Annotated in this window: 20 protein-coding genes and 1 tRNA gene; 18 read left to right on the top strand and 3 right to left on the bottom strand. The window is 62.7% G+C overall.

The features are described 5' to 3' along the window. From Q0603_RS19360 to parC, 12 genes are all read left to right on the top strand, one after another. The coding region (locus Q0603_RS19360; RefSeq protein WP_198552046.1) for a hypothetical protein at positions 1-70 on the top strand (70 nt) is incomplete at its 5' end. Between the two features lie 21 nt (positions 71-91). Continuing rightward, positions 92-168 (top strand) — tRNA-Trp (locus tag Q0603_RS11015). Between the two features lie 41 nt (positions 169-209). Further along, the gene (gene secE / locus Q0603_RS11010) at positions 210-407 is read left to right on the top strand and encodes a preprotein translocase subunit SecE (RefSeq protein ID WP_298725543.1); all 198 of its coding nucleotides are present in this window, start codon (positions 210-212) and stop codon (positions 405-407) included. 2 nt (positions 408-409) lie between these two features. Then, entirely contained in the window at positions 410-940 is a 531-nt protein-coding gene (gene nusG, locus Q0603_RS11005) for a transcription termination/antitermination protein NusG (RefSeq protein ID WP_298725542.1), read from the top strand. 142 nt (positions 941-1082) lie between these two features. Next, positions 1083-1517, top strand: coding sequence for a 50S ribosomal protein L11 (gene rplK, locus Q0603_RS11000; RefSeq protein ID WP_298725540.1), 435 nt, complete (start codon positions 1083-1085; stop codon positions 1515-1517). 15 nt (positions 1518-1532) lie between these two features. Next, positions 1533-2252 (top strand): 50S ribosomal protein L1, encoded by a 720-nt coding sequence (gene rplA, locus Q0603_RS10995; RefSeq protein ID WP_298725538.1) that lies wholly within the window; start codon positions 1533-1535, stop codon positions 2250-2252. A 330-nt stretch (positions 2253-2582) separates the two neighbouring features. Beyond that, positions 2583-3092 carry a 50S ribosomal protein L10 gene (gene rplJ / locus Q0603_RS10990; RefSeq protein WP_298725536.1) on the top strand — a complete coding sequence of 170 codons (510 nt, stop codon included), beginning with the start codon at positions 2583-2585 and terminating at the stop codon, positions 3090-3092. Positions 3093-3150: 58 nt separating this feature from the next. Further along, positions 3151-3528 (top strand): 50S ribosomal protein L7/L12, encoded by a 378-nt coding sequence (rplL, locus tag Q0603_RS10985; RefSeq protein ID WP_298725534.1) that lies wholly within the window; start codon positions 3151-3153, stop codon positions 3526-3528. Between the two features lie 230 nt (positions 3529-3758). Next, positions 3759-7856 carry a DNA-directed RNA polymerase subunit beta gene (rpoB, locus tag Q0603_RS10980; RefSeq protein WP_298725532.1) on the top strand — a complete coding sequence of 1366 codons (4098 nt, stop codon included), beginning with the start codon at positions 3759-3761 and terminating at the stop codon, positions 7854-7856. A 38-nt stretch (positions 7857-7894) separates the two neighbouring features. Beyond that, positions 7895-12217, top strand: coding sequence for a DNA-directed RNA polymerase subunit beta' (gene rpoC, locus Q0603_RS10975; protein WP_298725530.1), 4323 nt, complete (start codon positions 7895-7897; stop codon positions 12215-12217). A 305-nt stretch (positions 12218-12522) separates the two neighbouring features. Continuing rightward, positions 12523-13302: a DNA repair protein RecO gene (gene recO, locus Q0603_RS10965; protein WP_298725528.1), complete on the top strand. Its 780-nt coding sequence runs from the start codon at positions 12523-12525 to the stop codon at positions 13300-13302. Continuing rightward, on the top strand, positions 13299-15536 hold the full coding sequence (gene parC / locus Q0603_RS10960; protein WP_298725525.1) for a DNA topoisomerase IV subunit A: 2238 nt from the start codon (positions 13299-13301) through the stop codon (positions 15534-15536). The genes recO and parC overlap by 4 nt, the downstream gene beginning before the upstream one ends. Positions 15537-15643: 107 nt before the next feature. Here parC and Q0603_RS10955 read toward each other — a convergent pair whose 3' ends face one another. Beyond that, positions 15644-16648 (bottom strand): cytochrome-c peroxidase, encoded by a 1005-nt coding sequence (locus Q0603_RS10955; RefSeq protein WP_298725523.1) that lies wholly within the window; start codon positions 16646-16648, stop codon positions 15644-15646. A 716-nt stretch (positions 16649-17364) separates the two neighbouring features. Here Q0603_RS10955 and Q0603_RS10950 point away from each other — a divergent pair. The 5 genes from Q0603_RS10950 to Q0603_RS10930 all read left to right on the top strand — a co-directional run bounded on the left by Q0603_RS10950 (position 17365) and on the right by Q0603_RS10930 (position 22607). Then, the gene (locus Q0603_RS10950) at positions 17365-18165 is read left to right on the top strand and encodes an undecaprenyl-diphosphate phosphatase (protein WP_298725521.1); all 801 of its coding nucleotides are present in this window, start codon (positions 17365-17367) and stop codon (positions 18163-18165) included. Positions 18166-18204: 39 nt separating this feature from the next. Continuing rightward, the gene (locus Q0603_RS10945) at positions 18205-19821 is read left to right on the top strand and encodes an AMP-binding protein (protein ID WP_298725519.1); all 1617 of its coding nucleotides are present in this window, start codon (positions 18205-18207) and stop codon (positions 19819-19821) included. Positions 19822-19912: 91 nt separating this feature from the next. Next, positions 19913-20959, top strand: coding sequence for a COX15/CtaA family protein (locus tag Q0603_RS10940; protein ID WP_298725517.1), 1047 nt, complete (start codon positions 19913-19915; stop codon positions 20957-20959). Between the two features lie 7 nt (positions 20960-20966). Continuing rightward, positions 20967-21299: a divalent-cation tolerance protein CutA gene (cutA, locus tag Q0603_RS10935; protein ID WP_298725515.1), complete on the top strand. Its 333-nt coding sequence runs from the start codon at positions 20967-20969 to the stop codon at positions 21297-21299. A 99-nt stretch (positions 21300-21398) separates the two neighbouring features. Further along, positions 21399-22607: an MFS transporter gene (locus Q0603_RS10930; protein ID WP_298725513.1), complete on the top strand. Its 1209-nt coding sequence runs from the start codon at positions 21399-21401 to the stop codon at positions 22605-22607. Positions 22608-22617: 10 nt separating this feature from the next. Here Q0603_RS10930 and pobA read toward each other — a convergent pair whose 3' ends face one another. Then, the gene (pobA, locus tag Q0603_RS10925) at positions 22618-23787 is read right to left on the bottom strand and encodes a 4-hydroxybenzoate 3-monooxygenase (protein WP_298725511.1); all 1170 of its coding nucleotides are present in this window, start codon (positions 23785-23787) and stop codon (positions 22618-22620) included. Positions 23788-23872: 85 nt separating this feature from the next. Here pobA and Q0603_RS10920 point away from each other — a divergent pair, with 85 nt between their 5' ends. Then, the gene (locus tag Q0603_RS10920) at positions 23873-24766 is read left to right on the top strand and encodes a helix-turn-helix domain-containing protein (RefSeq protein ID WP_298725509.1); all 894 of its coding nucleotides are present in this window, start codon (positions 23873-23875) and stop codon (positions 24764-24766) included. On the opposite strand, the gene Q0603_RS10915 is transcribed toward Q0603_RS10920, so the two are convergent. Then, the gene (locus Q0603_RS10915) at positions 24763-26091 is read right to left on the bottom strand and encodes an O-acetylhomoserine aminocarboxypropyltransferase (RefSeq protein WP_298725507.1); all 1329 of its coding nucleotides are present in this window, start codon (positions 26089-26091) and stop codon (positions 24763-24765) included. The genes Q0603_RS10920 and Q0603_RS10915 overlap by 4 nt on opposite strands.

Here is a 26091-nt window from a genome sequence, read left to right as displayed (position 1 = left end):
CCTGCGCTTCGCGATCCGCGAAGGCGGCCGCACCGTCGGCGCCGGCGTCGTCGCTAAGATCATCGCGTAAGCGACGATCTGGTGCGCCTGCAGGGGTGTAGCTCAATTGGCTAGAGCACCGGTCTCCAAAACCGGGGGTTGGGGGTTCGAGTCCCTCCACCCCTGCCAGCGTGGCACAGACGGTACGTTTTAGGTGGATAGTTAAGGCGATGGCGAAAGTCAGTCCGATCGAGTTTTTCCGTCAGGTCCGGCAGGAGACCGCGAAGGTCACCTGGCCGAGCCGCAAGGAAACCCTCGTCACCACGGCGATGGTATTCGTGATGGGCTTGATCGCCGCATTGTTCTTTTTTGTGGTCGACTCGATCCTGCGCTTTGGAGTGCAGTTGATCCTCGGCCTGGGGAGCTGACGATGGCGGCGCGCTGGTACATCGTCCATGTGTACTCGAATTTCGAGAAGAAGGTTGCTCAGGCGATCCGCGACACCGCGGCGCAGAAGGGCATGAGCGACCTCTTCGAAGAGGTATTGGTGCCGACTGAGGAAGTGGTGGAAGTCCGCCGCGGCCAGAAGGTCAATGCCGAACGCAAGTTCTTCCCCGGCTACGTGCTGGTGAAGATGGAGATGACCGACGAGACCTATCACCTCGTCAAGAATACGCCGAAGGTCACCGGCTTCCTGAGCTCGGGCGGCAAGCCGTCGCCGATCACGGAGGCCGAGGCGCAGCGGATCGCCAATCAGGTGAAGGAGGGCGTCGAGCATCCGAAGCCCTCGATCACCTTCGAAGTGGGCGAGCAGGTGCGCGTGGCCGACGGTCCGTTCACGTCGTTCTCCGGCGTGGTGGAGGAAGTCGACGAAGAGCGCGCCCGCCTCAAGGTGGCGGTATCGATCTTCGGCCGCGCCACCCCGGTGGAGCTGGAATACGGCCAGGTCGAGAAGCTCTGATCTGGCTGGTGCCCGGGCTGGCTGTCGCCGGCCCGGTTTCGTCGCGTGGGAGGTAGCTAAGGCCCTTGTTCGCCGGGCCGACCCGCCGCACCGCGCATCCGCTAACGGAGGCTGACCGCCTCCAGGCAGGAAAGGAAAGAGTATGGCGAAGAAAATTGAAGGCTACATCAAGCTGCAGGTTCCGGCCGGTAAGGCCAACCCGTCGCCGCCGATTGGTCCGGCTCTCGGCCAGCGCGGCGTCAACATCATGGAATTCTGCAAGGCGTTCAACGCGCAGACCAAGGATCTCGAGCAGGACATGCCGATCCCGGTGGTGATCACCGTGTATTCGGACCGCTCGTTCACCTTCGTCACCAAGACTCCGCCGGTGACCTACTTCCTGAAGAAGGCCGCCAACATCAAGTCTGGCGCCAAGGCCACGGGCCGTGGCGACAAGGTGGGCTCGATCACCATGGATCAGGTGCGCGAGATCGCGAAGCAGAAGATGAAGGATCTCAACGCCCACGACATCGATGCCGCCTGCCGTATGATCGTTGGTTCGGCCCGTTCCATGGGCCTGGACGTTCGCGGCGAATAAGGGGAGGGCTGCATCATGGCACATAAGGGCAAGCGTTACACTGCGGCTGCAAAGACCGTGAACCCCGACCAGCGTTACAGCCTCGCCGAGGCCGTCAAGCTGGTGAAGAGCAATGCCAAGGCGAAGTTCGACGAGACCATCGAGATCGCGATGAATCTCGGCGTCGATCCGCGCCATGCCGACCAGATGGTCCGCGGCGTCGTCACCATGCCTTCGGGCACGGGCAAGACCGTGCGCGTCGCCGTCTTCGCCAAGGGGCCGAAGGCTGAGGAAGCCAAGAAGGCTGGCGCCGACCTGGTTGGCGCCGACGATCTGGCCGAGATCATCACCGGCGGCAAGATCGAGTTCGATCGCTGCATTGCCACCCCGGACATGATGGCCGTGGTCGGCAAGCTCGGTAAGGTGCTCGGCCCGCGCGGCCTGATGCCGAACCCGAAGCTCGGCTCGGTCACCATGGATGTCGCCGGCGCGGTCAAGGCTGCGAAGGGCGGCCAGGTTGAGTTCCGCGTCGAGAAGGCTGGTCTGATCCATGCCGGCATCGCCAAGGCGTCGTTCACCGAGGAGCAGATCCTCGCCAACGTGCGGGCCTTCATCGATGCCGTGCTGAAGGCCAAGCCGGCCGGCGTGAAGGGCCATTACGTCAAGAAGGTCGCGCTGTCCTCGACCATGGGTCCGGGCGTGCGCGTCGAGCTGAACGATGCTCTGGGCGGCGGCGCCGAAAAGGCCGCTGCCTAAGTAAACGAGTTTCGCCGGGCCTCCTGAGGCTTTTGCCAGGGGAGGGCCGGCGAAGCGGCATCCGGGAGACTGGATGTCCGCAACCTGTCCGAGACTGCAGGCCTCCCGAAGCTTTTCAGCCGAGGGATTTAATGGGTAAGGCCACCTGCATAGACGGGGACAAGAAGCTTCACGGGACCGGCGAACGATCGTGCGGTCCCAAGAAGGTTCGAGCCCTGGGACAGGCGAACCGGGTGATCGGTTTGCCGCCGGCGTTGAGTATGGCGACCTCCGATCGCTCAGAGTGCCAACCAGATCAGGGCAACCTGATTCTTGTTAGGAGACGAGCAAGTGGATCGTGCTCAAAAACAGGAGCTGGTGGACAATCTCAAGCGGGTCTTCTCGGAGACCCAGGTTGTGGTTGTTACCCAGAACAGCGGTCTGACCGTCGCTCAGGTGACTGAGCTGCGCCGTCAGATGCGTGCCGCTGGCGCCAGCTTCAAGGTCGCGAAAAACCGACTTGTGAGTCTTGCCCTTGAGGGCACCCCTTATGCGTCCTTGAAGCCTTTCTTCAAGGGCCCGACCGGCATCGCTTACGCGAATGATCCGGTCGCGGCAGCGAAGGTCGCCGTGGAGTTTGCCAAGAAGAACGAGAAGTTCGTCGTTATTGGCGGCGCCATGGGCGAAACCGTGCTGAACGCGGAGGGTGTGAAGGCCTTGGCGACCTTGCCGTCGCTTGACGAACTGCGCGGCAAGATCATCGGCCTGCTCAACGCGCCTGCGACCAAGGTCGCCGGCGTCGTGCAGGCGCCCGCAGGCCAGCTGGCCCGCGTGCTCAACGCTTACGCCACCAAAGGTTAAGGCTTCAAGCCAACCAATTGTCTAACCAGGTATCGAACCTAAACTAGGAGTCATTGAAATGGCTGATTTGCAGAAGATCGTCGACGAACTGTCGTCGCTGACCGTCCTCGAGGCCGCTGAGCTTGCCAAGCTTCTCGAAGAGAAGTGGGGCGTTTCGGCTGCTGCTCCGGTGGCTGTTGCCGCTGTTGCTGGTGGTGGCGCTGCCGCCCCGGCCGCTGAGGAGAAGACCGAGTTCAACGTCATCCTCGCTGATGCCGGCGCCAACAAGATCAACGTGATCAAGGAAGTCCGCACCATCACCGGCCTGGGCCTGAAGGAAGCCAAGGACCTCGTCGAGGGTGCGCCGAAGCCGGTCAAGGAAGGCGTTAGCAAGGACGAAGCTGCCAAGATCAAGACCCAGCTCGAAGGCGCGGGCGCCAAGGTCGAGATCAAGTAATTACGCGTACGGTCCGGGGCAGGTTAGGTGTAGACCTGTCCCGGCACCGCCCTATATCAGGGCTCTTTGATTTCAAGGCACCTCCGTCCGCCGCGGATTTTCGGCGGGTCGATGCGGTTTTCGGAATTTGGGCGCGGCGATCGCCCGGCGGGATAATGGGCCCGTGAAATTCATCGCTTTCCGGAACCGCGCGGCGTGACAGACGCCGCATAGATAGATTTGGGACAGACATGACCTTGTCGTTCACCGGCCGCAAGCGCGTTCGCAAGAGCTTCGGGCGCATCCCGAGCATTACCTCGATGCCCAACCTGATCGAGGTTCAGAAAAGTTCCTACGACAGTTTTCTGATGATGAACGAGGATCCCGATCAGCGCCCGGATGTGGGCCTGCAGGGCGTCTTCAAGTCCGTCTTCCCGATCAAGGATTTCTCCGAGACCTCGTCTCTGGAATTCGTGAAGTACGAATTCGAGCAGCCGAAATATGACGTTGACGAGTGCATGCAGCGCGGCATGACCTATGCCGCACCGCTGAAGGTTACGCTCCGTCTGATCGTCTTCGAGGTCGACCCCGATACCCAGGCCAAGTCCGTGCTCGATATCAAGGAGCAGGACGTCTACATGGGCGACATGCCGCTCATGACGGACAAGGGCACCTTCATCATCAACGGCACCGAGCGCGTCATCGTCAGCCAGATGCATCGCAGCCCGGGCGTGTTCTTCGATCACGACAAGGGCAAGACCCATTCCTCGGGCAAGTATCTCTACACCGCCCGCGTGATCCCGTACCGCGGCTCGTGGCTCGACTTTGAATTCGACGCCAAGGACATCGTCCATGTCCGCATCGACCGCCGCCGCAAGCTGCCGGTCACCACGCTGTTCTTCGCGCTGGGCCTGACCCAGGAAGAGATCCTGGACGCCTTCTACAAGAAGGTGATCTACAAGCGTGACAAGAAGGGCTGGCGCACGGATTACAATGCCGAGCGCATGCGCGGCCTGCGCGTCAACAATGACCTGATCAACGCCAAGACTGGCAAGGTCGTCGTCGAGGCCGGTACCAAGATCACGCCGCGCCTGGCCAAGAAGCTGGCGGAAGAGGGCCTGAAGGAGCTGCTCGTCACGCCGCAGGACATGGTCGGCAAGTACAACTCGCTCGACATCATCAACGAAGAGACCGGCGAGATCTATCTCGAGGCGGGCGAGGAACTCGACATCAAGAAGATCGAGATGCTGGAAGCTGCCGGCATCGAACAGATCTCGGTGCTCGACGTGGACCACGTCACCATCGGCGCCTACATCCGCAACACCATGGTCGCGGACAAGAACCAGAGCCGCGAGCAGGCGCTGTTCGAAATCTACCGCGTCATGCGTCCGGGTGAGCCGCCGACGATGGACACCGCCGAGGCGCTGTTCCACGGCCTGTTCTTCGATCCGGAGCGCTACGACCTCTCGGCTGTCGGCCGCGTGAAGATGAATGCCCGTCTCGGTCTCGAGGCGGATGACAGCGTCCGCGTGCTGCGCACCGAAGACATCCTGGCCTGCGTGCGCACGCTGGTCGAACTGAAGGATGGCCGCGGCGAAATCGACGACATCGACCATCTCGGCAACCGCCGCGTCCGCTCGGTCGGCGAGCTGATGGAGAACCAGTACCGCATCGGCCTGCTGCGCATGGAGCGCGCCATCCGCGAGCGCATGAGCTCGGTGGATATCGACACCGTGATGCCGCATGACCTGATCAATGCCAAGCCGGCGGCGGCTGCGGTGCGCGAGTTCTTCGGCTCCAGCCAGCTCTCGCAGTTCATGGACCAGACCAACCCGCTATCTGAGATCACTCACAAGCGCCGTCTGTCGGCGCTGGGCCCGGGCGGTCTGACCCGCGAGCGCGCCGGCTTCGAGGTGCGCGACGTGCACCCGACCCATTACGGCCGGATCTGCCCGATTGAGACGCCGGAAGGCCCGAATATCGGTCTGATCAACTCGCTGGCCACCTATGCCCGCGTCAATCAGTACGGCTTCATCGAAAGCCCGTACCGCCGCGTGCGCGACGGCAAGGTGACCGACGAGGTTGTCTATCTGACCGCGATGGAAGAGGGCAAATACACCATCGCTCAGGCCAATGCCGAGGTCGACGCCAAGGGCAAGATCGTCGGTGAGTTGGTCTCCTGCCGCCGCAACGGCGACTTCGTGATGGTGCGTCCCGAAAACATCGACTTCATGGACGTCTCGCCGAAGCAGCTCGTTTCGGTCGCCGCGGCGCTGATCCCGTTCCTGGAGAACGATGACGCCAACCGCGCGCTGATGGGCTCGAACATGCAGCGTCAGGCGGTGCCGCTGATCCGCGCCGAGGCGCCGCTGGTCGGCACCGGCATGGAGGAAGTGGTGGCCCGCGATTCCGGCGCCACCATTGTCGCCAAGCGCTCGGGCGTGGTCGACCAGATCGACGGTACCCGTATCGTGGTCCGCGCGACCGACGAGACGGATATGTCGAAGTCGAACGTCGACATCTACAAGCTGTTGAAGTTCCAGCGCTCGAACCAGAATACCTGCATCACCCAGCGTCCGCTGGTGAAGGTGGGCGACGTGGTTCAGGCCGGCGACATCATCGCTGACGGTCCGTCGACCGAACTCGGTGAACTGGCGCTCGGCCGCAACGTGCTGGTCGCCTTCATGCCGTGGAACGGCTACAACTTCGAGGACTCGATCCTAATCAGCGAGCGCATCGCCAAGGACGACGTCTTCACCTCGATCCACATCGAGGAATTCGAAGTGATGGCTCGCGACACCAAGCTGGGTCCTGAGGAAATCACCCGCGACATCCCGAATGTTGGCGAGGAAGGCCTCAAGAACCTCGACGAGGCCGGCATCGTCTATATCGGTGCCGAAGTCCATCCGGGCGACATCATGGTCGGCAAGATCACGCCGAAGGGCGAAAGCCCGATGACGCCGGAAGAGAAGCTGCTGCGCGCCATCTTCGGCGAAAAGGCCTCCGACGTGCGCGACAGCTCGCTGCGCGTGCCGCCGGGCGTCTCCGGCACCATCGTGGAAGTGCGCGTCTTCTCCCGCCATGGCGTGGAGAAGGACGAGCGCGCGCTGGCCATCGAGCGGGCCGAGATCGAGCGTCTGGCCAAGGACCGCGACGACGAGAAGGCGATCATCGAGCGCTCCATCTACAGCCGTTTGCGCGAGCTGCTGCTCGGCAAGCAGGCTGACAAGGGCCCGAAGGGCTTCAAGGATGGCGGCAAGATCACCGAGGAGGTTCTGAACGAGCTGACCCCGGGGCAGTGGTGGCAGATCAGCCTCAAGAACGAAAAGAACATGGCCGACGTCGAGGCGCTGAAGAAGCAGTACGACACGGCTATGTCCCGCATCCAGAAGCGCTTTGAGGACAAGGTCGAGAAGCTGCAGCGGGGCGACGAGCTGCCGCCCGGCGTGATGAAGATGGTCAAGGTCTTCGTCGCGGTGAAGCGCAAGCTGCAGCCCGGCGACAAAATGGCCGGCCGTCACGGCAACAAGGGTGTCATCTCGCGCATCGTGCCCGAGGAGGACATGCCCTACCTCGAGGACGGCACGCCGGTCGATATCGTGCTGAACCCGCTGGGCGTGCCTTCGCGCATGAACGTCGGTCAGATCCTTGAGACCCACCTCGGCTGGGCCTCGGCCGGTCTTGGCCGCCAGATCGGCGACATGCTCGACAAGGTGCAACGCAATTCGGCCAAGGCTGAAGACCTGCGCAAGCTGCTGAAGGGCATCTACTCGAAGCAGGAGGTGGCTGACCGGATCAACGATCTGTCGGACGACCAGCTGCTCGAGCTGTGCTCGAACCTGCGCCGCGGCGTGCCGATGGCTACCCCGGTCTTCGACGGTGCGCATGAAGCCGACATCGTCGAGATGCTGGAGAAGGCGGGCTTCGACAAGTCGGGCCAGGTCACCCTGATCGACGGCCGCACCGGCGAGCCGTTCGACCGCAAGGTAACGGTCGGCTACATCTACATGCTGAAGCTGCACCACCTGGTCGACGACAAGATCCACGCCCGCTCGATCGGTCCGTACTCGCTCGTCACCCAGCAGCCGCTGGGCGGCAAGGCGCAGTTCGGCGGCCAGCGCTTCGGCGAAATGGAGGTCTGGGCGCTGCAGGCATACGGCGCTGCCTACACCCTGCAGGAGATGTTGACGGTCAAGTCGGACGACGTTGCCGGCCGTTCGAAGGTCTACGAGGCCATCGTTCGTGGCGACGACAACTTCGAGGCCGGTATTCCGGAATCGTTCAACGTGCTGGTCAAGGAGATGCGGTCGCTCGGCCTCAATGTCGAGCTGTCGCAGCGCTCCTACTGACCGCCACGCAACGTATTCTCCACTAGGAGACGATAGACATGAACGAACTCAGCAACGTATTCGGCCAGCCCCAGGGCGCGCAGAGCTTCGACCAGATCCAGATCTCGATCGCGTCCCCGGAGCGTATTCGCTCCTGGTCCTACGGCGAGATCAAGAAGCCGGAGACCATCAACTACCGTACCTTCAAGCCGGAGCGTGATGGCCTGTTCTGCGCCCGCATCTTCGGCCCGATCAAGGACTACGAGTGCTTGTGCGGCAAGTACAAGCGCATGAAGTATCGTGGCGTGATCTGCGAGAAGTGCGGCGTTGAAGTCACGCTCTCGAAGGTCCGTCGCGAGCGCATGGGCCATATCGAGCTGGCCTCGCCGGTGGCGCATATCTGGTTCCTGAAGTCGCTGCCGAGCCGCATCGGCCTCATGCTCGACATGACACTGAAGGATCTCGAGCGCATCCTGTACTTCGAGAACTACGTCGTCATCGAGCCGGGCCTGTCGCCGCTCAAGCAGTTCGACCTGCTGACGGAAGAGCAGCTCTACCGCGCCCAGGAAGAGTATGGCGAGGACGCTTTCGTCGCCAAGATCGGCGCCGAGGCGATCCGCGACCTTCTGATGGCTATCGACCTGGAGAAGGAGCGCGACAAGATCCGCCAGGAACTGGCCGAAACGACTTCGGAACTGAAGCCGAAGAAGCTGGTCAAGCGCCTGAAGCTGATCGAGTCCTTCATCGAGTCCGGCAACAAGCCGGAATGGATGGTGATGACCGTCATTCCGGTGATCCCGCCCGAGCTGCGCCCGCTGGTGCCGCTGGATGGCGGCCGTTTCGCCACCTCGGACCTGAACGACCTGTATCGCCGCGTCATCAACCGCAACAACCGCCTGAAGCGGCTGATCGAGCTGCGCGCGCCGGACATCATCGTCCGCAACGAAAAGCGCATGCTGCAGGAAGCCGTCGATGCGCTGTTCGACAACGGCCGCCGCGGTCGCGTCATCACCGGCGCCAACAAGCGTCCGCTGAAGTCGCTGTCCGACATGCTGAAGGGCAAGCAGGGCCGCTTCCGTCAGAACCTGCTCGGCAAGCGCGTCGACTACTCGGGCCGTTCGGTCATCGTGGTCGGCCCTGAGCTGAAGCTGCATCAGTGCGGCCTGCCGAAGAAGATGGCGCTCGAGCTGTTCAAGCCGTTCATCTACTCCAAGCTTGAGCTGCGCGGCCTTGCAGCCACCGTCAAGATGGCGAAGAAGATGGTCGAGAAGGAGCGTCCCGAGGTTTGGGACATCCTGGAAGAGGTCATCCGGGAGCATCCGGTTCTGCTGAACCGCGCGCCGACCCTGCACCGCCTCGGCATCCAGGCTTTCGAGCCGACCCTGATCGAAGGCAAGGCGATCCAGCTTCATCCGCTGGTCTGCGCGGCCTTCAATGCCGACTTCGATGGCGACCAGATGGCGGTCCATGTGCCGCTGTCGCTGGAAGCCCAGCTCGAGGCCCGCGTGCTGATGATGTCCACCAACAACATCCTCAGCCCGGCGAACGGCAAGCCGATCATCGTGCCGTCGCAGGATATCGTGCTCGGCCTCTACTACCTGACCATGGAGCGTCCGGCGCCGCTCGGCAACGTGCTCAAGGTCAAGGACACTGCCGCTCTGCTCAAGGCATGGGCTGAGGACGACGTCATCCTCTTCGACCCGAAGACGCAGATCGAGCTGCCCAAGACCACGGTCAAGGCCGAGCTTGAGCGTCTGCTGCAGAACGGCGCCATTGTGGAGAAGACCCCTGTTTTCTCGACGGTCGCCGAAATCCAGCAGGCCTTGGATGCCAAGGCGATCAGCCTGCATCACCGCATCAAGGCTCGCCTGAACACGGTGGACGCCGACGGCAATCCGATTGTCGCCCGCGTCACCACCACGCCGGGCCGCATGCTGCTGAGCGAGATCCTGCCCAAGCACAAGAACGTGCCGTTCCGGATCATCAACCAGCTGCTGACCAAGAAGGAGATCACCAACGTCATCGACGTGGTGTATCGCCATTGCGGCCAGAAGGAGACGGTCATCTTCTGCGACAAGATGATGGCCCTCGGCTTCAACCGCGCCTTCAAGGCCGGCATCTCCTTCGGCAAGGACGACATGGTCATCCCGGCCAGCAAGGAAAAGCTGATCGAGGAGACCCGCAAGCTGGTCGCCGAATATGAGCAGCAGTATCAGGACGGTCTGATCACCCAAGGCGAGAAATACAACAAGGTTGTCGACGCCTGGTCGCAGTGCACCGACCGCGTGGCGGACGAGATGATGAAGGTCATTCAGACCGACATCGATCCGGCCACCGGCATGCGCAAGCCGACCAACTCGATCTGGATGATGGCCCATTCGGGCGCCCGCGGTTCGGCGGCGCAGATGAAGCAGCTCGCCGGCATGCGCGGCCTGATGGCCAAGCCGTCGGGCGAGATCATCGAGACGCCGATCATCTCGAACTTCAAGGAAGGCCTCACCGTGCTCGAGTACTTCAACTCGACCCACGGCGCCCGTAAGGGTCTGGCCGACACCGCCTTGAAGACCGCGAACTCGGGTTACCTGACCCGCCGTCTCGTCGACGTGGCGCAGGACTGCATCATCACCGAGGAGGATTGCGGCACCGAGCGCGGCCTGACCGTCCGCGAGGTGGTCGAGGGCGCCGAGGTGATCGCCACTCTCGGCGAGCGCATCCTGGGCCGCACCGCCAGCACGGATGTGAAGCATCCGCTGTCGGGCGAGGTGCTGGTCAAGGCCGGCGACCTGATCGAGGAGCGCGATGTCGACCGCATCGAGTCCGCCGGCGTCGAGAGCGTCATCATCCGTTCGGTGCTGACCTGCGACAGCCAGACCGGCGTCTGCGCCAAGTGCTACGGCCGCGACCTCGCTCGCGGTACTCCGGTCAATATCGGCGAGGCTGTCGGCGTCATCGCCGCGCAGTCGATCGGCGAGCCGGGTACGCAGCTCACCATGCGCACCTTCCATATCGGCGGCGCCGCCCAGGTGGCGGAGCAGTCGAGCCTGGAGGCCGCTTACGACGCGACCATCAAGATCATCAACCGCAATCTGGTCACCGACAGCCAGGGCCGGTTCGTGGTCATGGGCCGCAACTGCGAAGTGGTGCTGGTCGACCAGAACGGCCGCGAGCGCGCCCGCCACAAGGTGCCTTACGGCGCCCGACTGGTGGCCGACGAAGGCGGCATGGTGAAGAAGGGTCAGCGCATCGCCGAGTGGGATCCGTATACCCGCCCGATCATCACCGAGCGCGAGGGTATCGTGAACTACCGCGACCTCGTGGAAGGCGTGTCGATGCGCGAAGCGACCGACGAAGCGACCGGCATTTCCTACAAGGTCGTTTCGGATTGGAAGCAGAACCCGAAGGGCAGCGAGCTGCGTCCGCGCATCACGCTGCGTGACGAGAATGGCGAAGTGCTGACCCTAGTCAGCGGCGCCGAGGCTCGTTACTACCTGTCGGCGGACGCAATCCTCTCGGTCGAGGACGGCGCCAAGGTGCATGCGGGTGATGTGCTTGCCCGTATCCCGGTGGAAGGCACCAAGACCCGCGACATCACCGGCGGTCTGCCACGTGTGGCCGAGTTGTTCGAAGCCCGCCGTCCGAAGGATCACGCGATCATCGCGGAGATCGACGGCCGCGTGGAATTCGGCAAGGACTACAAGGCCAAGCGCCGCCTGCTGCTAAAGCCGGTGGATGGCGAGGGCGAGGCGGTCGAGTACCTGATCCCGAAGGGCAAGCACATTGCCGTTCAGGAAGGCGACTTCGTCCGCAAGGGCGACCATCTGCTCGATGGCAACCCGGCGCCGCATGACATCCTCAAGGTGATGGGTGTCGAGGCTCTGGCCAACTATCTGGTGAACGAGATCCAGGAGGTCTATCGTCTGCAGGGCGTGAAGATCAACGACAAGCACATCGAGGTGATTTGCCGCCAGATGCTGCAGAAGGTCGAGATCACCGATCCGGGCGAGACCACCTTCCTGATCGGCGAGCAGGTTGACAAGGCCGAGTTCGAAGAGGTCAACGCCAAGACGGCGGCGGAAGGTCGCAAGATCGCCACGGCGATGCCGGTTCTGCTCGGCATCACCAAGGCGAGCCTGCAGACTCGCTCGTTCTTCTCGGCGGCCTCCTTCCAGGAGACCACCCGCGTGCTCACCGAGGCTGCCGTCGGCGGCAAGGTGGACAAGCTGGTCGGCCTCAAGGAGAACGTCATCGTCGGCCGCCTGATCCCGGTCGGCACCGGCGCGATCATGAACCGCATGAAGCAGCTTGCCGCCCAGCGCGACCGCGAATTCGCGGATGCCCTGGAAAGCGAACTGCAGGCCGCCGTGGGCGACGCTGCCGAGTAAGCTTCGGCTTCATAGACGATATGCGAAGGGCGGACCTCTGGTCCGCCCTTTTCTTTGTTAGAGTGGGTATAAAGGTATATGGTTTTGGTAGAAAGGACGGGCTAAGGGCCCGCGCGGCATATCGCGATTTCGGCAAGGGTAGCGGCCATCCCGCGCAGCTCAATTTCGGCGATTGCTTCGCCTACGCTCTCGCCAAAGATCTGGGCCAGCCGCTGCTGTTCAAGGCGACGATTTCCATCATACCGATGTGAAGCCGGTGCTGCCTCGGGATTGAGTGCAGCCGGGAATCACCTTAAGTCCAATACATGGAATGGCAGGATGAAGGCGTTGTGCTCAGCGTGCGCCATCACGGCGAGAACGCGCGCATTGCCACGTTGCTCACCGAATCCTACGGCCGCCATGCCGGGCTGGTGCGCGGTTCCGGCACGGGGCAGGGCAGGGCGATGGGCGGCGCGCTGCAGCCGGGGCAGATGGTGCGCGCCACCTGGCGGGCGCGGTTATCCGAGCATCTCGGCAACTGGCAGTTCGAAGGCGTCAGCCATCCCGCAGCGCTGATTCTGGATGATCCGGCGCGGCTAGCGGCTTTGTCTGCGGCCTGCGCGCTGATCGACGCTGCGTTGCCCGAGCGCGAGCCGCATCCCAATCTGTTCAACGCAACCAAGGTGCTGTTCGCCCATCTGCCGGAACTGCCCGAGCCCGAATCTTGGGGCGCGCTCTATGTTCGCTGGGAGGCGGGCCTGCTGTCGGAGATGGGCTATGGCCTCGATCTGGAGGCCTGCGCCGCCACCGGCGCCACCACGGATCTTACCCATGTCTCGCCGCGCACCGGCCGCGCCGTCTCGGCCCAGGCCGCAGAGCCCTATATCGACCGTCTGCTGACGCTGCCGTCTTTTCTGGTGCCCGGCCGCGGCCGCAAGGCCAACGACGCCATGGCCGAGGTTCAAGCCGGCTTGGCGCTCACCGGCCACTTCCTGGAAAATCGGCTGTTTGCCCAGCTCCATGCTCCTGTGCCCGCCGCGCGAACACGACTGCTGGAGCTCATCCGTAGAACCGTCACAACATCTGGTGTAGAAAGCGGGCCATGAGCAAGCATCTTCCGCCCAAAGAGATTCCCGAAGACATCCGCAATGTGCCGCTGCCCGACGCCCTGTCGGAGCGGTATCTTGCCTATGCGCTGAGCACGATCACCGCCCGCTCACTGCCTGATGCACGCGACGGCCTGAAGCCGGTGCAGCGCCGCGTGCTGTTCGCCATGCGGCTGCTCAAGCTGGACCCCAATGCCGGCTACAAGAAATGCGCCCGCGTCGTCGGCGACGTGATCGGTAAATACCATCCCCATGGCGACCAGTCGGTCTACGACGCCCTGGTGCGCCTGGCGCAGGATTTCGCCCAGCGCTATCCGCTGGTGGATGGCCAGGGCAATTTCGGCAATATCGACGGCGATAACGCCGCCGCCATGCGATATACCGAGGCGCGCCTGACCGAGGCCGCCAATGTGCTGATGGCCGGCCTCGACGACGACACCGTCGATTTCCGTCCCAACTACGATGGCGAAAATGAAGAGCCGGTGGTGATGCCGGCGGGCTTCCCCAATCTGCTCGCCAACGGCGCCAGCGGCATCGCGGTCGGCATGGCGACCTCCATTCCGCCGCATAACCTGCCCGAGTTGTGCGACGCGCTGCTGCATCTGATCAAGCATCCCAATGCCTCGATCGAGAAGCTGGTGGAATACGTCCAGGGCCCGGATTTCCCCACCGGCGGCGTGCTGGTCGAGCCGCTGGAAAGCCGCATCGAAGCCTACAAGACCGGACGCGGTAGCTTCCGCGTCCGCGCCCGGTGGCACAAGGAAGAGCTGCCGCGCGGCACCTGGCAGATCGTCGTCACCGAGATTCCTTATCAGGTGCAGAAGTCGCGCCTGATCGAGAAGATCGCCGAGCTGATCACCGAGAAGAAGGCGCCGCTGCTCGACGACGTGCGCGATGAGTCGGCGGAGGATATCCGCATCGTCCTCGTGCCGAAGAGCAAGAATGTCGATGAGAACGTGCTGATGGAAAGCCTGTTCCGCAGCACCGATCTGGAGACGCGCTTCCCGCTGAACCTCAATGTGCTGGATGGCGGCAAGCAGCCCAAGGTGATGAACCTGCGCGAGGCGTTGCAGGCCTATCTCAATCACCGTCACGAGGTGTTGGAACGCCGCAGTCGCTTCCGGCTTGGCAAGATCGAGCATCGCCTGGAAGTGCTCGACGGCTACCTGATCGCCTATCTTAATCTCGACGAGCTGATCGAGATCATCCGCCGCGAGGACGAGCCCAAGCCGGTGATGATGAAACGCTTCAACCTCACCGAGGTGCAGGCGGAAGCGATCCTCAACATGCGCCTGCGCTCGCTGCGCAAGCTTGAGGAAATGGAAATCAAGACCGAGCACAAGGCGCTGTCGAAGGAACGCGCCGAACTGAAAAAGCTGCTCGGCGATGAAAGCCTGCGCTGGCAGGCGATTTCGGGCGAAATCCAGGAACTCAAGAAGCAGTTCGGCCCGAAGACGGCCCTGGGCAAGCGCCGCTCCAGCCTGGGCGATGCGCCGGTGATCGCCGAAGAGGCGTTCGAGGCGATGATCGAACGCGAGCCGATCACCGTGATCTGCTCGGCCAAGGGCTGGATCCGCGCCATCAAGGGCCATGTCCAGGATGATGGCAGCGCCTCTTTCAAGGAAGGCGACAAGGGCCGCTTCTGGATTCATGCCGAAAGCACTGACAAGCTGGTGCTGTTCGGCACCAATGGCCGCGCCTATACGATCAATTGCGACAAGCTGCCGCGCGGCCGCGGCCATGGCGAGCCGGTGCGCCTGATGGTCGAACTCGGCAACGATCAGGATATCGTCACCCTGTTCAAATATCAGGGCGACCGCAAATTCCTGGTCGCCTCCAGCGACGGCCGCGGTTTCATCTGCCCGGAAAACGAAATGCTGGCGGGTACCCGCGCGGGCAAGCAGATCCTCAATGTTGCCACGCCGGCCGAGGCCTGCGTCTGCCGCGTGGTGGAAGGCGATACCGTTGCCGTGGTGGGCGAGAACCGCAAGCTCTTGCTCTTCCCGCTGGATCAGTTGCCGGAGATGACCAAGGGCCGCGGCATCACCCTGCAGAAGTACAAGGATGGCGGCCTGTCGGATGCCAAGACCTTCACCCTGAAGCAGGGCTTGAGCTGGGTCGATTCATCCGGCCGGGTAAAGACCGAGACCGATCTGAAGGAGTATCGCGGCGAACGCGCCCAGGCAGGCCGCATCGTGCCGCGCGGCTTTAACAAGAATAACCGCTTCGATTGATCCTGGCCTGACGGAGCGTCGCTCCATCCGGGATTGAGCGGCTCGGTCTGAAACGAAAAAGGGGAAGGCGTTAGCCTTCCCCTTTGCTGTTGTGATGTCCGCTGCAATCAGCGCGGGATCATCGCGGTCGGCTGCGGCGTGGTCTTGGTGCTGACCGGCAGGATAGGCAGCTCCACCTTCGGCTGTTCGCCGGTGACGCTTTCGAGGAAAGCGGTGATCGCCTTGATCTCCTTGTCGTTCAGCTTCTCGCCGAGCTGGCTTTCGCCCATGATCGCCACCGCCTGTTCCAGGCTCCAGACCTTGCCGGAATGGAAATACGGCGCGGTCAGTGCGATGTTGCGCAGCGGCGCGGCGCGGAACACATACTGCTCGTCGGCCGTCTTGGTCACCGTGAAGCGGCCCTTGTCGTCGGCGGGCAGGATATCGGCGCCTGGTTTTTCGACGACGCCGAACGGGAAGTAGCCTTCGCCGCCCAGATTCACGCCGGCATGGCAGGAGGCGCAGCCTTTGTCGATGAACAGGCGCAGGCCCTGCTTCTGCTGCGCGGTCAGCGCATTGGCATTGCCTTCCAGATACTGGTCGAAGGGCGAAGCCGGCGTGATCAGGGTCGCCTCGAAGGCTTCGATGGCCATCGCCATGTTGTCGAAGGTCACCGGATCCTTCTCATTCGGGAAGGCGCGCTTGAAGCGTTCGACATATTCCGGCATCGACTTCAGCGTCTTCACGACGAGTTCAGGCGTGCTGGCCATTTCGACACCGGCCTGCACCGGGCCCTTGGCCTGCGCCTTCAGGTCTTCCGCGCGGCCGTCCCAGAACTGCGCGATGTTGAACACCGCGTTCAGCACGGTCGGCGCATTGCGCGGACCCTTCTGCCAGCCATGGCCGATCGACGTCTCCAGATTGTCGTCGCCGCCCATCGAAAGATTGTGGCAGGTGTTGCACGAGATCAGATGGCTGGAAGACAGACGCGGTTCGAAGAACAGCATTTTGCCCAGCTCGACCTTCTCGCGGGTGATGGCGTTGTTCTTCACCGCCGGCACCGCATGGGGGATCGGTTTGAACAATGCCTTGGCTTCATCCATCAGGTCGTCGGCATGAGCCGGTGCAGCCATCAACAACAAGCCGGCCGTAGCGGCCGCTAGCAGCGATAGGGAGGAAGTTAAGGGGCGTGTCATGGAATCCATCCTGCTGTAGTTGCAGGAGTGATTCTGAATGATTCTAAATTACCGATGTTGATCCAGGTCAAAACCCGCGCGGCTGCGACGTCATGACACTTCGCTGTCAGCGAAATGCGCCGCGTGATTAGCGAGGCAATACCTTGGCTCTACTGCAGATTGGCTCTAGCGCGCTTAGCCAAGGCAAGCTTTGCATCTTAATGGGGGAGGCATCCGGTTGAGGGACCAGCAATGATCACAGGACAGTCGGCCGGAAGCGTGATCAGAAGACCCCGAAGAGATAGAGTAGGATGATGATGGGAATCGGGATTCCCAACAGCCAGAGCAGTATGCCGCGCATTGAAGTCCTCCAAGGGTTCTTTGAATACAACCCATGTAGCGAAGGAATGTTGCCGGGTGCTGTGAGCGTCCCGTGGCAACATGCCTTGCCGAGCGGCGATCTGCGTACTAATTATGTTCTATCCGGCGTGATGCGGGGGCGGACTTTGATTATGGAAAATAGAGTGAGCCCCGCAGGCGGCCGATGGCTGGATTGGGAGAAGTTTGGACGCATTTGGCCAAGTTTGAACGCGTTTGGCTTTTTGGGGACGCGTTTGGCTCTGTTTGGCTCTGTTGGGCTCCGTTTGACCGCTTTTGGACGGGGGGCGTAGCGGATGCTCACCACCTATCTGCAGGCGGCGCTGCTCGGAATCGTCGAGGGACTTACTGAATTTCTGCCGGTTTCCTCCACCGGCCACCTGATCCTGCTGGTCGATCTGCTCGGTTTCCAGGGCCCGCCCGGCAAGGTGTTCGAGATCGCTATCCAGCTCGGCGCCATCCTGGCCGTCTGCGTCGTCTACTGGCCGCGTTTCTTCGGCACCCTGATCGGCCTGGGGCGGGACGAGAAGGCCAACCGTTTTACCGTGAATGTCCTGCTCGGCTTTTTGCCGGCCATGGTGATCGGATTCTTCGCCTATGGCTTCATCAAGGGCGTGCTGTTCAGTCCCTGGGTTGTGTCGGTCGCCCTGGTACTGGGCGGCGTGGCAATCCTGTGGATCGAGCGGGTGATCGGGCAGGGGGCGGTCGAGACGGTCGACCAGTTCAAGTTCAGCCTCAGCCTCAAGATCGGCCTGCTGCAATGCCTCGCCATGATCCCCGGCGTCTCGCGCTCAGGCGCCAGCATCATCGGCGCGCGGCTGCTGGGCGTGCAGCGCGCAGCCGCGGCGGAGTTCTCCTTCTTCCTCGCGGTGCCGACCATGGTGGCGGCCACGACCTACGATCTCTACAAGAACTGGTCGTCGCTCAGCGCGGATGGCCTGGGCCTTATCGCCGTGGGCCTGATCGTGTCCTTCATCTGCGCCGCCCTGGTGGTGCGCGGCGCCATTGCCTTCATCAACCGCTACGGCTTCACGCCCTTTGCCTGGTACCGCATCGTTATCGGCTGCGCGATGCTTGTGCTGCTCAGTCTGCGCTGACTAGACTGACCGGAAAAAGCAAAGGGAGGAGCGCTGGCGATGTCTTTGCCTGCGTCGGTCTACGAGGCTTTCCGGATCACCGCCAACCGGAATATTCACAAGCCGTTTCTCTGCGTGCCGCCGGGCCCCGGACGGTCCTATGCCCCGGATGGGCTGGAGCTGACCTATGGCATGGTCAGCACCGTCGTCGATACGCTGAAAGCCAAATACGCCGCTGCCGGCTACGGCCTGGGCCATCGCGTCGGCCTGCTTCTGGAGATGCGGCCGGACTTCTTCTTCCACTATCTCGCGCTGAACGCGCTGGGCTGCGGCATCGTGCCGATCAACCCCGATTACCGGCATGACGAGATGCTCTATCAGATGGAGCATTCCGAAGCCGATCTCGTCGTCACCGTGCCGCATCGCCTGGAGGATCTGCGTAAGGTCGCGGCGGACCGCAGCTCCAAGCCGCTGCCCGTGCTGGACGCGCTCGAGATGCCGGAACAAATCCCGCCGCCGCAGAAGCCCGCTCTGAGCGGCTCTCCCGGTCACGATACCGAATGCAGCCTGCTTTACACCTCCGGCACGACCGGCAGGCCGAAAGGCTGCATCCTAAGCAATTTCTATTATCTGAATGCCGGCGCGTGGTACCGCGACCTCGGCGGCGTGGTGGCGATCCGGCATGGCGAGGATCGCTTCTACAATCCGTTGCCGCTGTTCCACATGAACCATCAGGCGGTGACTGCCACCTGCGCGATCCTGACTGCCAATTGCCTGATCCTCACCGAACGCTTCAGCCCGAACCGCTGGTGGCAGGAGATCGTCGCGACCAAGGCCACGATCATCCACTATCTCGGCATCGTGCCTCCGCTTCTGCTCAATCAGCCGGTCACGCCGGAGGAGAAGCAGCATTGCGTGCGCTTCGGTCTTGGCGCTGGCGTCGAGCCGGAATTGCACAAGCCGTTCGAGGATCGCTTCGGCTTCCCGCTGGCCGAAGTCTGGGGCATGACCGAAACCGGCCGTATCTTCTGCGACTGCCACGAGCCGCGTCAGATCGACACGCGCGCCTTCGGGCGGCCGCTGCCCGATTTCGAAGCCATCGTGGCGGACGAGCAGGGGAATGAGGTGCCGCGCGGCCAGGAAGGCGAGTTGCTGGTGCGCAGCTCGGCTGCCAATCCACGCTATGGCTTCTTCTCCGGCTATTTGAAAAACGAGCAGGCGACGGAAGAGGCCTGGACCGGCGGCTGGTTCCATACCGGCGACATTGTGCGCATGGCCAAAGACGGGATGATCTATTTCGTCGATCGCAAGAAGAACATCATCCGCCGTTCGGGTGAGAATATTGCCGCTGCCGAAATCGAGGCATGTCTGCAGGCTCATGACGCTGTGGCGCAGGTCGCGGTGCTGGCCGTGCCGGACGAAATCCGCGAGCAGGAAGTGATGGCCTGCATCGTGCCGATGCCAGGCCAGCAGCCGATGCCGGAACTGGCCGAGGCGCTGTTCGACTGGTGCTTTTCGCGGCTCGCCTATTTCAAGGCGCCGGGCTGGATTCTGTTTGTCGAAACGCTGCCGACTACGGGCACCCAGAAGGTGCAGAAGACGCAGATTTTCACTCCCGGCGAGGACCCGCGGAAAAGGCCGGGAATTTACGACTTCCGGATGCGAAAAAAGCGTTGAGAACCGCGGCAAAGCGGCGCAGCGATAGGGCTTTCCGCAGCGGCGGGAAGGGGCTAAATGAAGGCATCCAGAAAAGACCGGAGTTTAGCCTGTGAGCACCGCCGCCACTGCCATTCCCGTTCGCCGTGAATTGGGCGAAGACGCCCGCCCCATCGCGACCTGGCTGTTCGCCGTCGCGGCGCTGGTGGCGCTGATGGTGGTGATCGGCGGCCTGACCCGGCTGACGGAGTCCGGCTTGTCGATGGTCGAATGGAAGCCGATTACCGGCTGGCTGCCGCCGCTGTCGGAAGCCGCCTGGATGGCCGAGTTCGAAAAGTACAAGCAGTTTCCCGAATACCAGAAGGTCAATATCGGGATGACGCTGGAGGGCTTCCAGAACATCTACTGGCTGGAATACATCCATCGTCTGCTCGGCCGCATCATCGGCCTGGCTTTCGCCATTCCGATGATCGTCTTCTGGATCCGTGGCCGCATTCCGGCTGGCATGAAGCGGCATCTGATAGCGATGTTCCTGCTGGGCGGCGCGCAGGGCGCGCTTGGCTGGTTCATGGTCCAGAGCGGTCTGGTCGATCATCCCGATGTCAGCCATTACCGTCTGACCGCGCATCTGGGCCTGGCGCTTTTGATCTTCGCCTATCTGCTCTGGGGTGGCCTGTCGCTGTCGCGGCAGGGCGGCATGACACATTGGCGCGGCGGCGGATTGGCCGCTGTCCTGGCTGTCGTGGTGTTTTTGCAAATCCTCTCCGGCGGCCTTGTCGCAGGCATGAATGCGGGCCTGGCGCATAACACTTGGCCGCTGATGGACGGGCAGTTCATCCCCGACGGCCTGCTGATCATGCAGCCCTGGTGGCATAACTTCTTTGAGAATGCGATGACGGTGCAGTTCCAGCACCGCATGGGCGCCTATCTCGTCACCATCCTTGCGGTCGTCACGGCGTTTGCGCTCAAAGGCAAGGCGCCGGTGGGGCTGCGTCATGCCTTGCTGACAATGGTCCTTATCCAGGTCGCGCTCGGCATCTTCACCTTGCTGCATCATGTGCCGATTGCGCTTGGCACCCTGCATCAGGCCGGCGCGGTGGCGGTGCTGAGCATCGCCGTGGCGCTGTGGCATGACCGCTCGGTTCGAGTGAGCCGATGAGCCACAGATGAGTGAGATCGTTCTTCTCTATTGCACGGCCGCCAGCGTCGCGGAAGCGGAGAAGATCGCCGAAGCCGTGGTCGGCCAGCGGCTGGCGGCCTGCGCGAATATCATTCCCGGCATGCGCTCGGTCTACTGGTGGCAGGGAAAGCTGGAGAAGGGCGAGGAAGCTGTGCTGATCCTCAAGACCCGCCGCGATCTCGTGCCGCAAGTGACTGAGGCTGTGAAGCAGGCTCATTCCTACGCCGTGCCCTGCGTACTGCCTCTGCCGGTCGGGGAGGGCGGCAATCCCGACTACGTCAACTGGCTGCTGGCCGAGACGAGTGCCAAGTCGCGCTGAGCGAGCATTGTCTCCAACAGGATTGTCGCCATGCAATTCCGGGATTGGCGGGGCGGGCGAAAGCCTGCTAATTTTTCCGTACCCGGAGGAGAGTCGTCCATGGCCCGCTATACCGGTCTGCTGACCCAGGCCTTTTCCAGCATTGCCCACTCGTTTTCGCACCTGTTCACGCTGCTCTACGCAACGGTCGTGCTGGTGCTGGAGCGCGAATGGGGCATGTCTTACGCGGACCTGTTCGCGCTCTCGATCCCGATGAGCATCCTGTTCGGCGCGGCGGCCCTGCCGGCCGGCTGGCTCGGCGACAAGTGGAGCGCCTCTGGCATGATGGCGCTGTTCTTCCTTGGCGTGGGGGCCTGCTCCATCGCCACCGGTCTGGCCGATAGACCGCTTACCATCTGTCTGGCGCTGTCCGGCATCGGCCTGTTCGCGGCGATCTATCACCCGGTGGGGATTCCCTGGCTGGTGCGCAATGCCGTGAACCGCGGACGCGCGCTTGGCATCAACGGTGTTTTCGGCTCGGCCGGTACGGCTGGAGCGGCCCTGGTCGCAGGTCTGCTGGCTGACCTCTATGGCTGGCGCGCGGCTTTCATCGTGCCCGGCGCGATCTGCCTGCTGATCGGCATTGCCTTCATCTGGGCGCGCCAGGCCGGCTTGCTGCTGGACCGTGGCGAGGATCTGGTGCCGCAGCCGCAGGCGGGCAAAAGCGATATCTGGCGCGTCTTCTGGGTCATGTCGGCCACCATGCTCTGCACCGGCCTGATCTATCAGGCGACGGCCTTTGCCTTGCCGAAGGTGTTCGATGCGCGGCTGTCGGGCTTCTTCAACGACAGCATGCTCGGCATCGGCGGCATGGTGACGCTGGTTTATACCTGCTCGGCTTTGTCGCAGATCGTGGGCGGCGAGCTGGCCGACCGCTTCTCCCTGCGCAGCGTTTATATCGCCGCGCAATGGCTGCAGATCCCGGTCATTCTGCTGGGCATGATCCTGATCCACCCGGCGCTCATCCCGGTGGCTGCGCTGATGGTCAGCATCAACGTGGTGGGCCAGCCGGCTGAGAATTCGCTGCTGGCGAAGTACACCCCGCCGCAATGGCGCGGCCGGGCCTTCGGCGCCAAGTTCGTGCTGACGCTCGGCGTGTCCTCGCTGGGCGTCGCCGTGATTCCCGTGATCTACAAGCTGACCGGCACCCTGGACGTGCTGTTCATCATGTTGGCCATCTGCGCAGCACTTGCCGGAACCTTCGCCATGATGCTGCCGCGTGACGGCAAGACGGCGCCGGTCGAAGCTGCGCCGCAGGCTGCGGAATAATCAGGAATAGTCAGTAGGGCAGGCCGACGTAATTCTCGGCCAGCGCCGTCATCGCAGCCCGCGAGGAGATCAGGTATTCCAGCTCGGTGCGCTGCAGGCGCCGATCGAAGCCGCTGTTGTCTGGAAAGTGGTGCAGCATCGACGTCATCCACCAGGAGAAGCGTTCGGCCTTCCACACGCGGCGGAGCGCACGGGCGGAATAGGCATCGATGCCGGCTTGGGAGTTCCGTTTGTAGAAATCCGTCAAAGCTTGCCAGAGATAATGCACATCGCTGGCGGCCAGATTGAGGCCCTTGGCGCCGGTCGGCGGAACGATATGCGCCGCATCGCCTGCCAGGAAAAGCCGGCCGTAGCGCATCGGCTCGGCCACGAAGCTGCGCAGTGGCGCGATGCTCTTTTCGATGGACGGCCCTTCTTGCAGGCGGGCGACGGCCTCGGCATCCAGGCGCTGCTTTAGCTCCTCGTAGAAGCGCTCATCCGGCCAGTCCTCGACGCGGTCTTCTAGGCTGCATTGGATATAGAGGCGGCTGCGCGTGGGCGTGCGCATGGAGCAGAGCGCAAAGCCCCGCTCATGGCCCACATAGATCAGCTCTTCTGATACCGGCGGCTTGTCGACCAGGATGCCCAGCCAGCCGAAGGGATAGACCCGCTCATAGGTCTGCAGGACGCTTTCCGGGATGCTGCGGCGGCTGACGCCGTGGAAGCCGTCGCAGCCAGCGATGAAATCGCATTCGACCTCATGTTCCTCGCCGTTCTTGCGGTAGCGTACTTTTGGACGGTCGCTATCAATCTCATGCAGACTGACATCCTCGGCCTGATAGACGGTTTCACCGCCAGCCGCCGCGCGGCCGGCCATCAGGTCGCGGGTGATTTCGGTCTGGCCGTAGATGATGACGCTTTTGCCGATCAGGTTGTGGAAGTCGATCCGGTGGCGGGCGTCGGAGAAGGCGATCTCGATGCCGTTATGGATCAGGCCTTCCTTGTGCATCCGGGTGCCGACACCGGCTTCATCCAAGAGGTCAGCCGTGCCTTTCTCGACCACGCCGGCCCGGATGCGACCAAGCACATAATCCGCGCTTTGCCGCTCAAGAATGACGTTGGAAATCCCATGCTTCAGTAGAAGCTGCCCCAGCAGCAGCCCGGCAGGGCCTGCGCCGATGATGGCGACCTGCGTGCGCATCGTTTCCTCCCACTGGGGAAGAAGCTAGTAGCGGGCCGATACGAGGGCGATGGACAGGCCTGACAAAAGATAGGACAATCCAAACATGCCGTCCGTTGCCGCTGGACCCCAGGCCGTGCCGACCTACGCGCTCTATGGCGAGGCGGCGCAAGACCGTTTCCAGGCCGATTGGCTGCATTGTGAGTCCATTCCGGCCCGCAGCGCCCTGTTCAACTGGGAAATCGGCCTGCACCGGCATCAGAATTTCTTTCAGATTTTGAACATCACCCGCGGGCGGGCGGAATGCACAATGGGCGAGCGGGTGGTGGCAATGAAAGCACCCGCCCTCGTTACCGTTACGCCGGGGGTGACGCATGGTTTCCGCTTCTCTCCCGATACCGATGGCTATGTGGTGACGCTGCTGGCCGACCAGGTGGCGCAAATCCTTTCCGTCAGTCCGGAAGCGCGCCGGATTCTGGCGCAGCCGCAGGCCGTCAGACTGCAGGCGCCGACGGCTGCCTTGGTTGCGCGCAGCATTGCGGCCGTGGCCGAGGAATATGCCGGCAGCGCGCCCGGGCGGCATGGCATGATCCAGTCCCATGTCGCCATCGTGCTGATCGCGCTTAGCCGTATGGTGGCGGCATCGGCGATGGAGGATGAGGGGTTAGGCGGCCGCATGGCGCGGCATGCGGCGCAATTCCGCAGCCTGCTCGACCGCGATTACAGAACGCAGCGCTCCGTCGCCTATTACGCCGAACAGCTGGCGATTTCCGAGGTTCACCTCAACCGGGTCTGCCGGGTTGCGTTCAATACCTCGGCCCTCGGCGCGATCAATCAGCGCGTGATCCTGGAGGCAATGCGCGACCTGACCTTCACCTCTATGTCGGTGAAGGAAATTGCCTATGCGCTCGGCTTCGAGGATCCGGCCTATTTCACGCGCTTCTTCACCAAGCAGACCGGTGTTACGCCGACGGAGTTCCGCCGGCGCAACGGCGCTTAGGCCGCGTTCAGGGCCTTGTCGATATCCTTGATCAGGTCATTGACATCCTCGATGCCGATCGACAGGCGGATCACGTTATCGCCGGCACCGGCGGCTTCTCGCTGTTCGGGCGTAAGCTGACGGTGGGTGGTGGAGGCCGGGTGGATGACCAGGCTGCGGGTATCGCCGACATTGGCCAGGTGCGAGAAGATTTCCACTGTGTCGACGAATTTCAGACCGGCCTCGTAGCCGCCCTTCAGGCCGAAGGTGAAGACTGAACCAGCACCCTTGGGCAGGTATTTCTGCGCCAGCGCATGATAGCGGTCGCCCTTCAGGCCGGCATAGGACACCCAGGCCACCTTCGGATGCTTGGACAGGAATTCAGCGATGGCGAGCGCGTTGTCGCAATGCTTGCGCATGCGCAGGCTCAAGGTCTCCATGCCGGTCAGGATCATGAAGGCGTTGAAGGGTGAGATCGCCGGGCCAAGATCGCGCAGCGAGATGGCGCGGCAGGCCACCGCAAAGGCCATGTCGCCGAAGGTCTCCCAGAAGGTAAGGCCATGATAGGCGGGTGAGGGCTGCGACAGATGCGGGAACTTGTCGTTCTGGCCCCAGTCGAACTTGCCGGAATCGACGATCACGCCGCCCATCGAATTGCCGTGGCCGCCGAGGAATTTGGTGGCTGAATGCAGCACGATATCGGCGCCCCATTCGATGGGGCGGCAGAGATAGGGCGAGGCCATGGTATTGTCGATGATCAGCGGAATGCCCGCCTTATGTGCGATTTCGGCCAGGGCCTCGATGTCGCAGACCACCCCGCCGGGATTGGACAGGCTTTCGGCATAGATCGCCTTGGTCTTCGGCGTGATGGCGTCGGCAAAGCCCTTGATGTCGTCGGGATCGACAAAGGTGGTGTGCCAGTCGAAGCGCTTGAAGCTGACGCCGAGCTGGGTGATCGAGCCGCCATAAAGCTTGCTGGACGAGACGATGTGATCGCCCGGATTCATCAGCATGTGGAAGGCGACGGCCTGGCTGGCATGGCCGCTGGCCACCGCTGTGGCGGCGCGGGCATTTTCCAAGGCCGCGACCTTCTGCTCCAGCACCGCCGTGGTCGGGTTGGTCAGGCGGGTATAGATGTTGCCGAAGCTTTGCAGGTTGAACAGCGAGGCGGCCTGATCGGCATCCTCGAACACATAGGCCGTGGTCTGGTAGATCGGCGTGCTGCGTGCGCCGGTGGTCGGGTCGGGTGCGGTGCCGGCATGCACCTGCAAGGTATCGAAGCCGTATGGTGAGGCATTTTCGGCCGCGCGCTTGGAAGCGGCGACAGCTTTATTCTTCGGTTCCAC

The organism is uncultured Ferrovibrio sp. (assembly GCF_937960835.1).
GTDB lineage: Bacteria > Pseudomonadota > Alphaproteobacteria > Ferrovibrionales > Ferrovibrionaceae > Ferrovibrio.
Note: the sequence above shows the minus strand (reverse complement) of the source record. Positions and strands in the feature narration are given on the sequence as shown.

Bases quoted from the DNA above. Each gene is read 5' to 3' on its own strand.
- secE (WP_298725543.1), top strand. From the start codon at position 210: ATGGCGAAAGTCAGTCCGATCGAGTTTTTCCGTCAGGTCCGGCAGGAG.
- nusG (WP_298725542.1), top strand. From the start codon at position 410: ATGGCGGCGCGCTGGTACATCGTCCATGTGTACTCGAATTTCGAGAAG.
- rplK (WP_298725540.1), top strand. From the start codon at position 1,083: ATGGCGAAGAAAATTGAAGGCTACATCAAGCTGCAGGTTCCGGCCGGT.
- rplA (WP_298725538.1), top strand. From the start codon at position 1,533: ATGGCACATAAGGGCAAGCGTTACACTGCGGCTGCAAAGACCGTGAAC.
- rplL (WP_298725534.1), top strand. From the start codon at position 3,151: ATGGCTGATTTGCAGAAGATCGTCGACGAACTGTCGTCGCTGACCGTC.
- rpoB (WP_298725532.1), top strand. From the start codon at position 3,759: ATGACCTTGTCGTTCACCGGCCGCAAGCGCGTTCGCAAGAGCTTCGGG.
- rpoC (WP_298725530.1), top strand. From the start codon at position 7,895: ATGAACGAACTCAGCAACGTATTCGGCCAGCCCCAGGGCGCGCAGAGC.
- recO (WP_298725528.1), top strand. From the start codon at position 12,523: ATGGAATGGCAGGATGAAGGCGTTGTGCTCAGCGTGCGCCATCACGGC.
- parC (WP_298725525.1), top strand. From the start codon at position 13,299: ATGAGCAAGCATCTTCCGCCCAAAGAGATTCCCGAAGACATCCGCAAT.
- Q0603_RS10955 (WP_298725523.1), bottom strand. From the start codon at position 16,648: ATGGCTGCACCGGCTCATGCCGACGACCTGATGGATGAAGCCAAGGCA.
- Q0603_RS10950 (WP_298725521.1), top strand. From the start codon at position 17,365: ATGCTCACCACCTATCTGCAGGCGGCGCTGCTCGGAATCGTCGAGGGA.
- Q0603_RS10945 (WP_298725519.1), top strand. From the start codon at position 18,205: ATGTCTTTGCCTGCGTCGGTCTACGAGGCTTTCCGGATCACCGCCAAC.
- cutA (WP_298725515.1), top strand. From the start codon at position 20,967: ATGAGTGAGATCGTTCTTCTCTATTGCACGGCCGCCAGCGTCGCGGAA.
- Q0603_RS10930 (WP_298725513.1), top strand. From the start codon at position 21,399: ATGGCCCGCTATACCGGTCTGCTGACCCAGGCCTTTTCCAGCATTGCC.
- pobA (WP_298725511.1), bottom strand. From the start codon at position 23,787: ATGCGCACGCAGGTCGCCATCATCGGCGCAGGCCCTGCCGGGCTGCTG.
- Q0603_RS10920 (WP_298725509.1), top strand. From the start codon at position 23,873: ATGCCGTCCGTTGCCGCTGGACCCCAGGCCGTGCCGACCTACGCGCTC.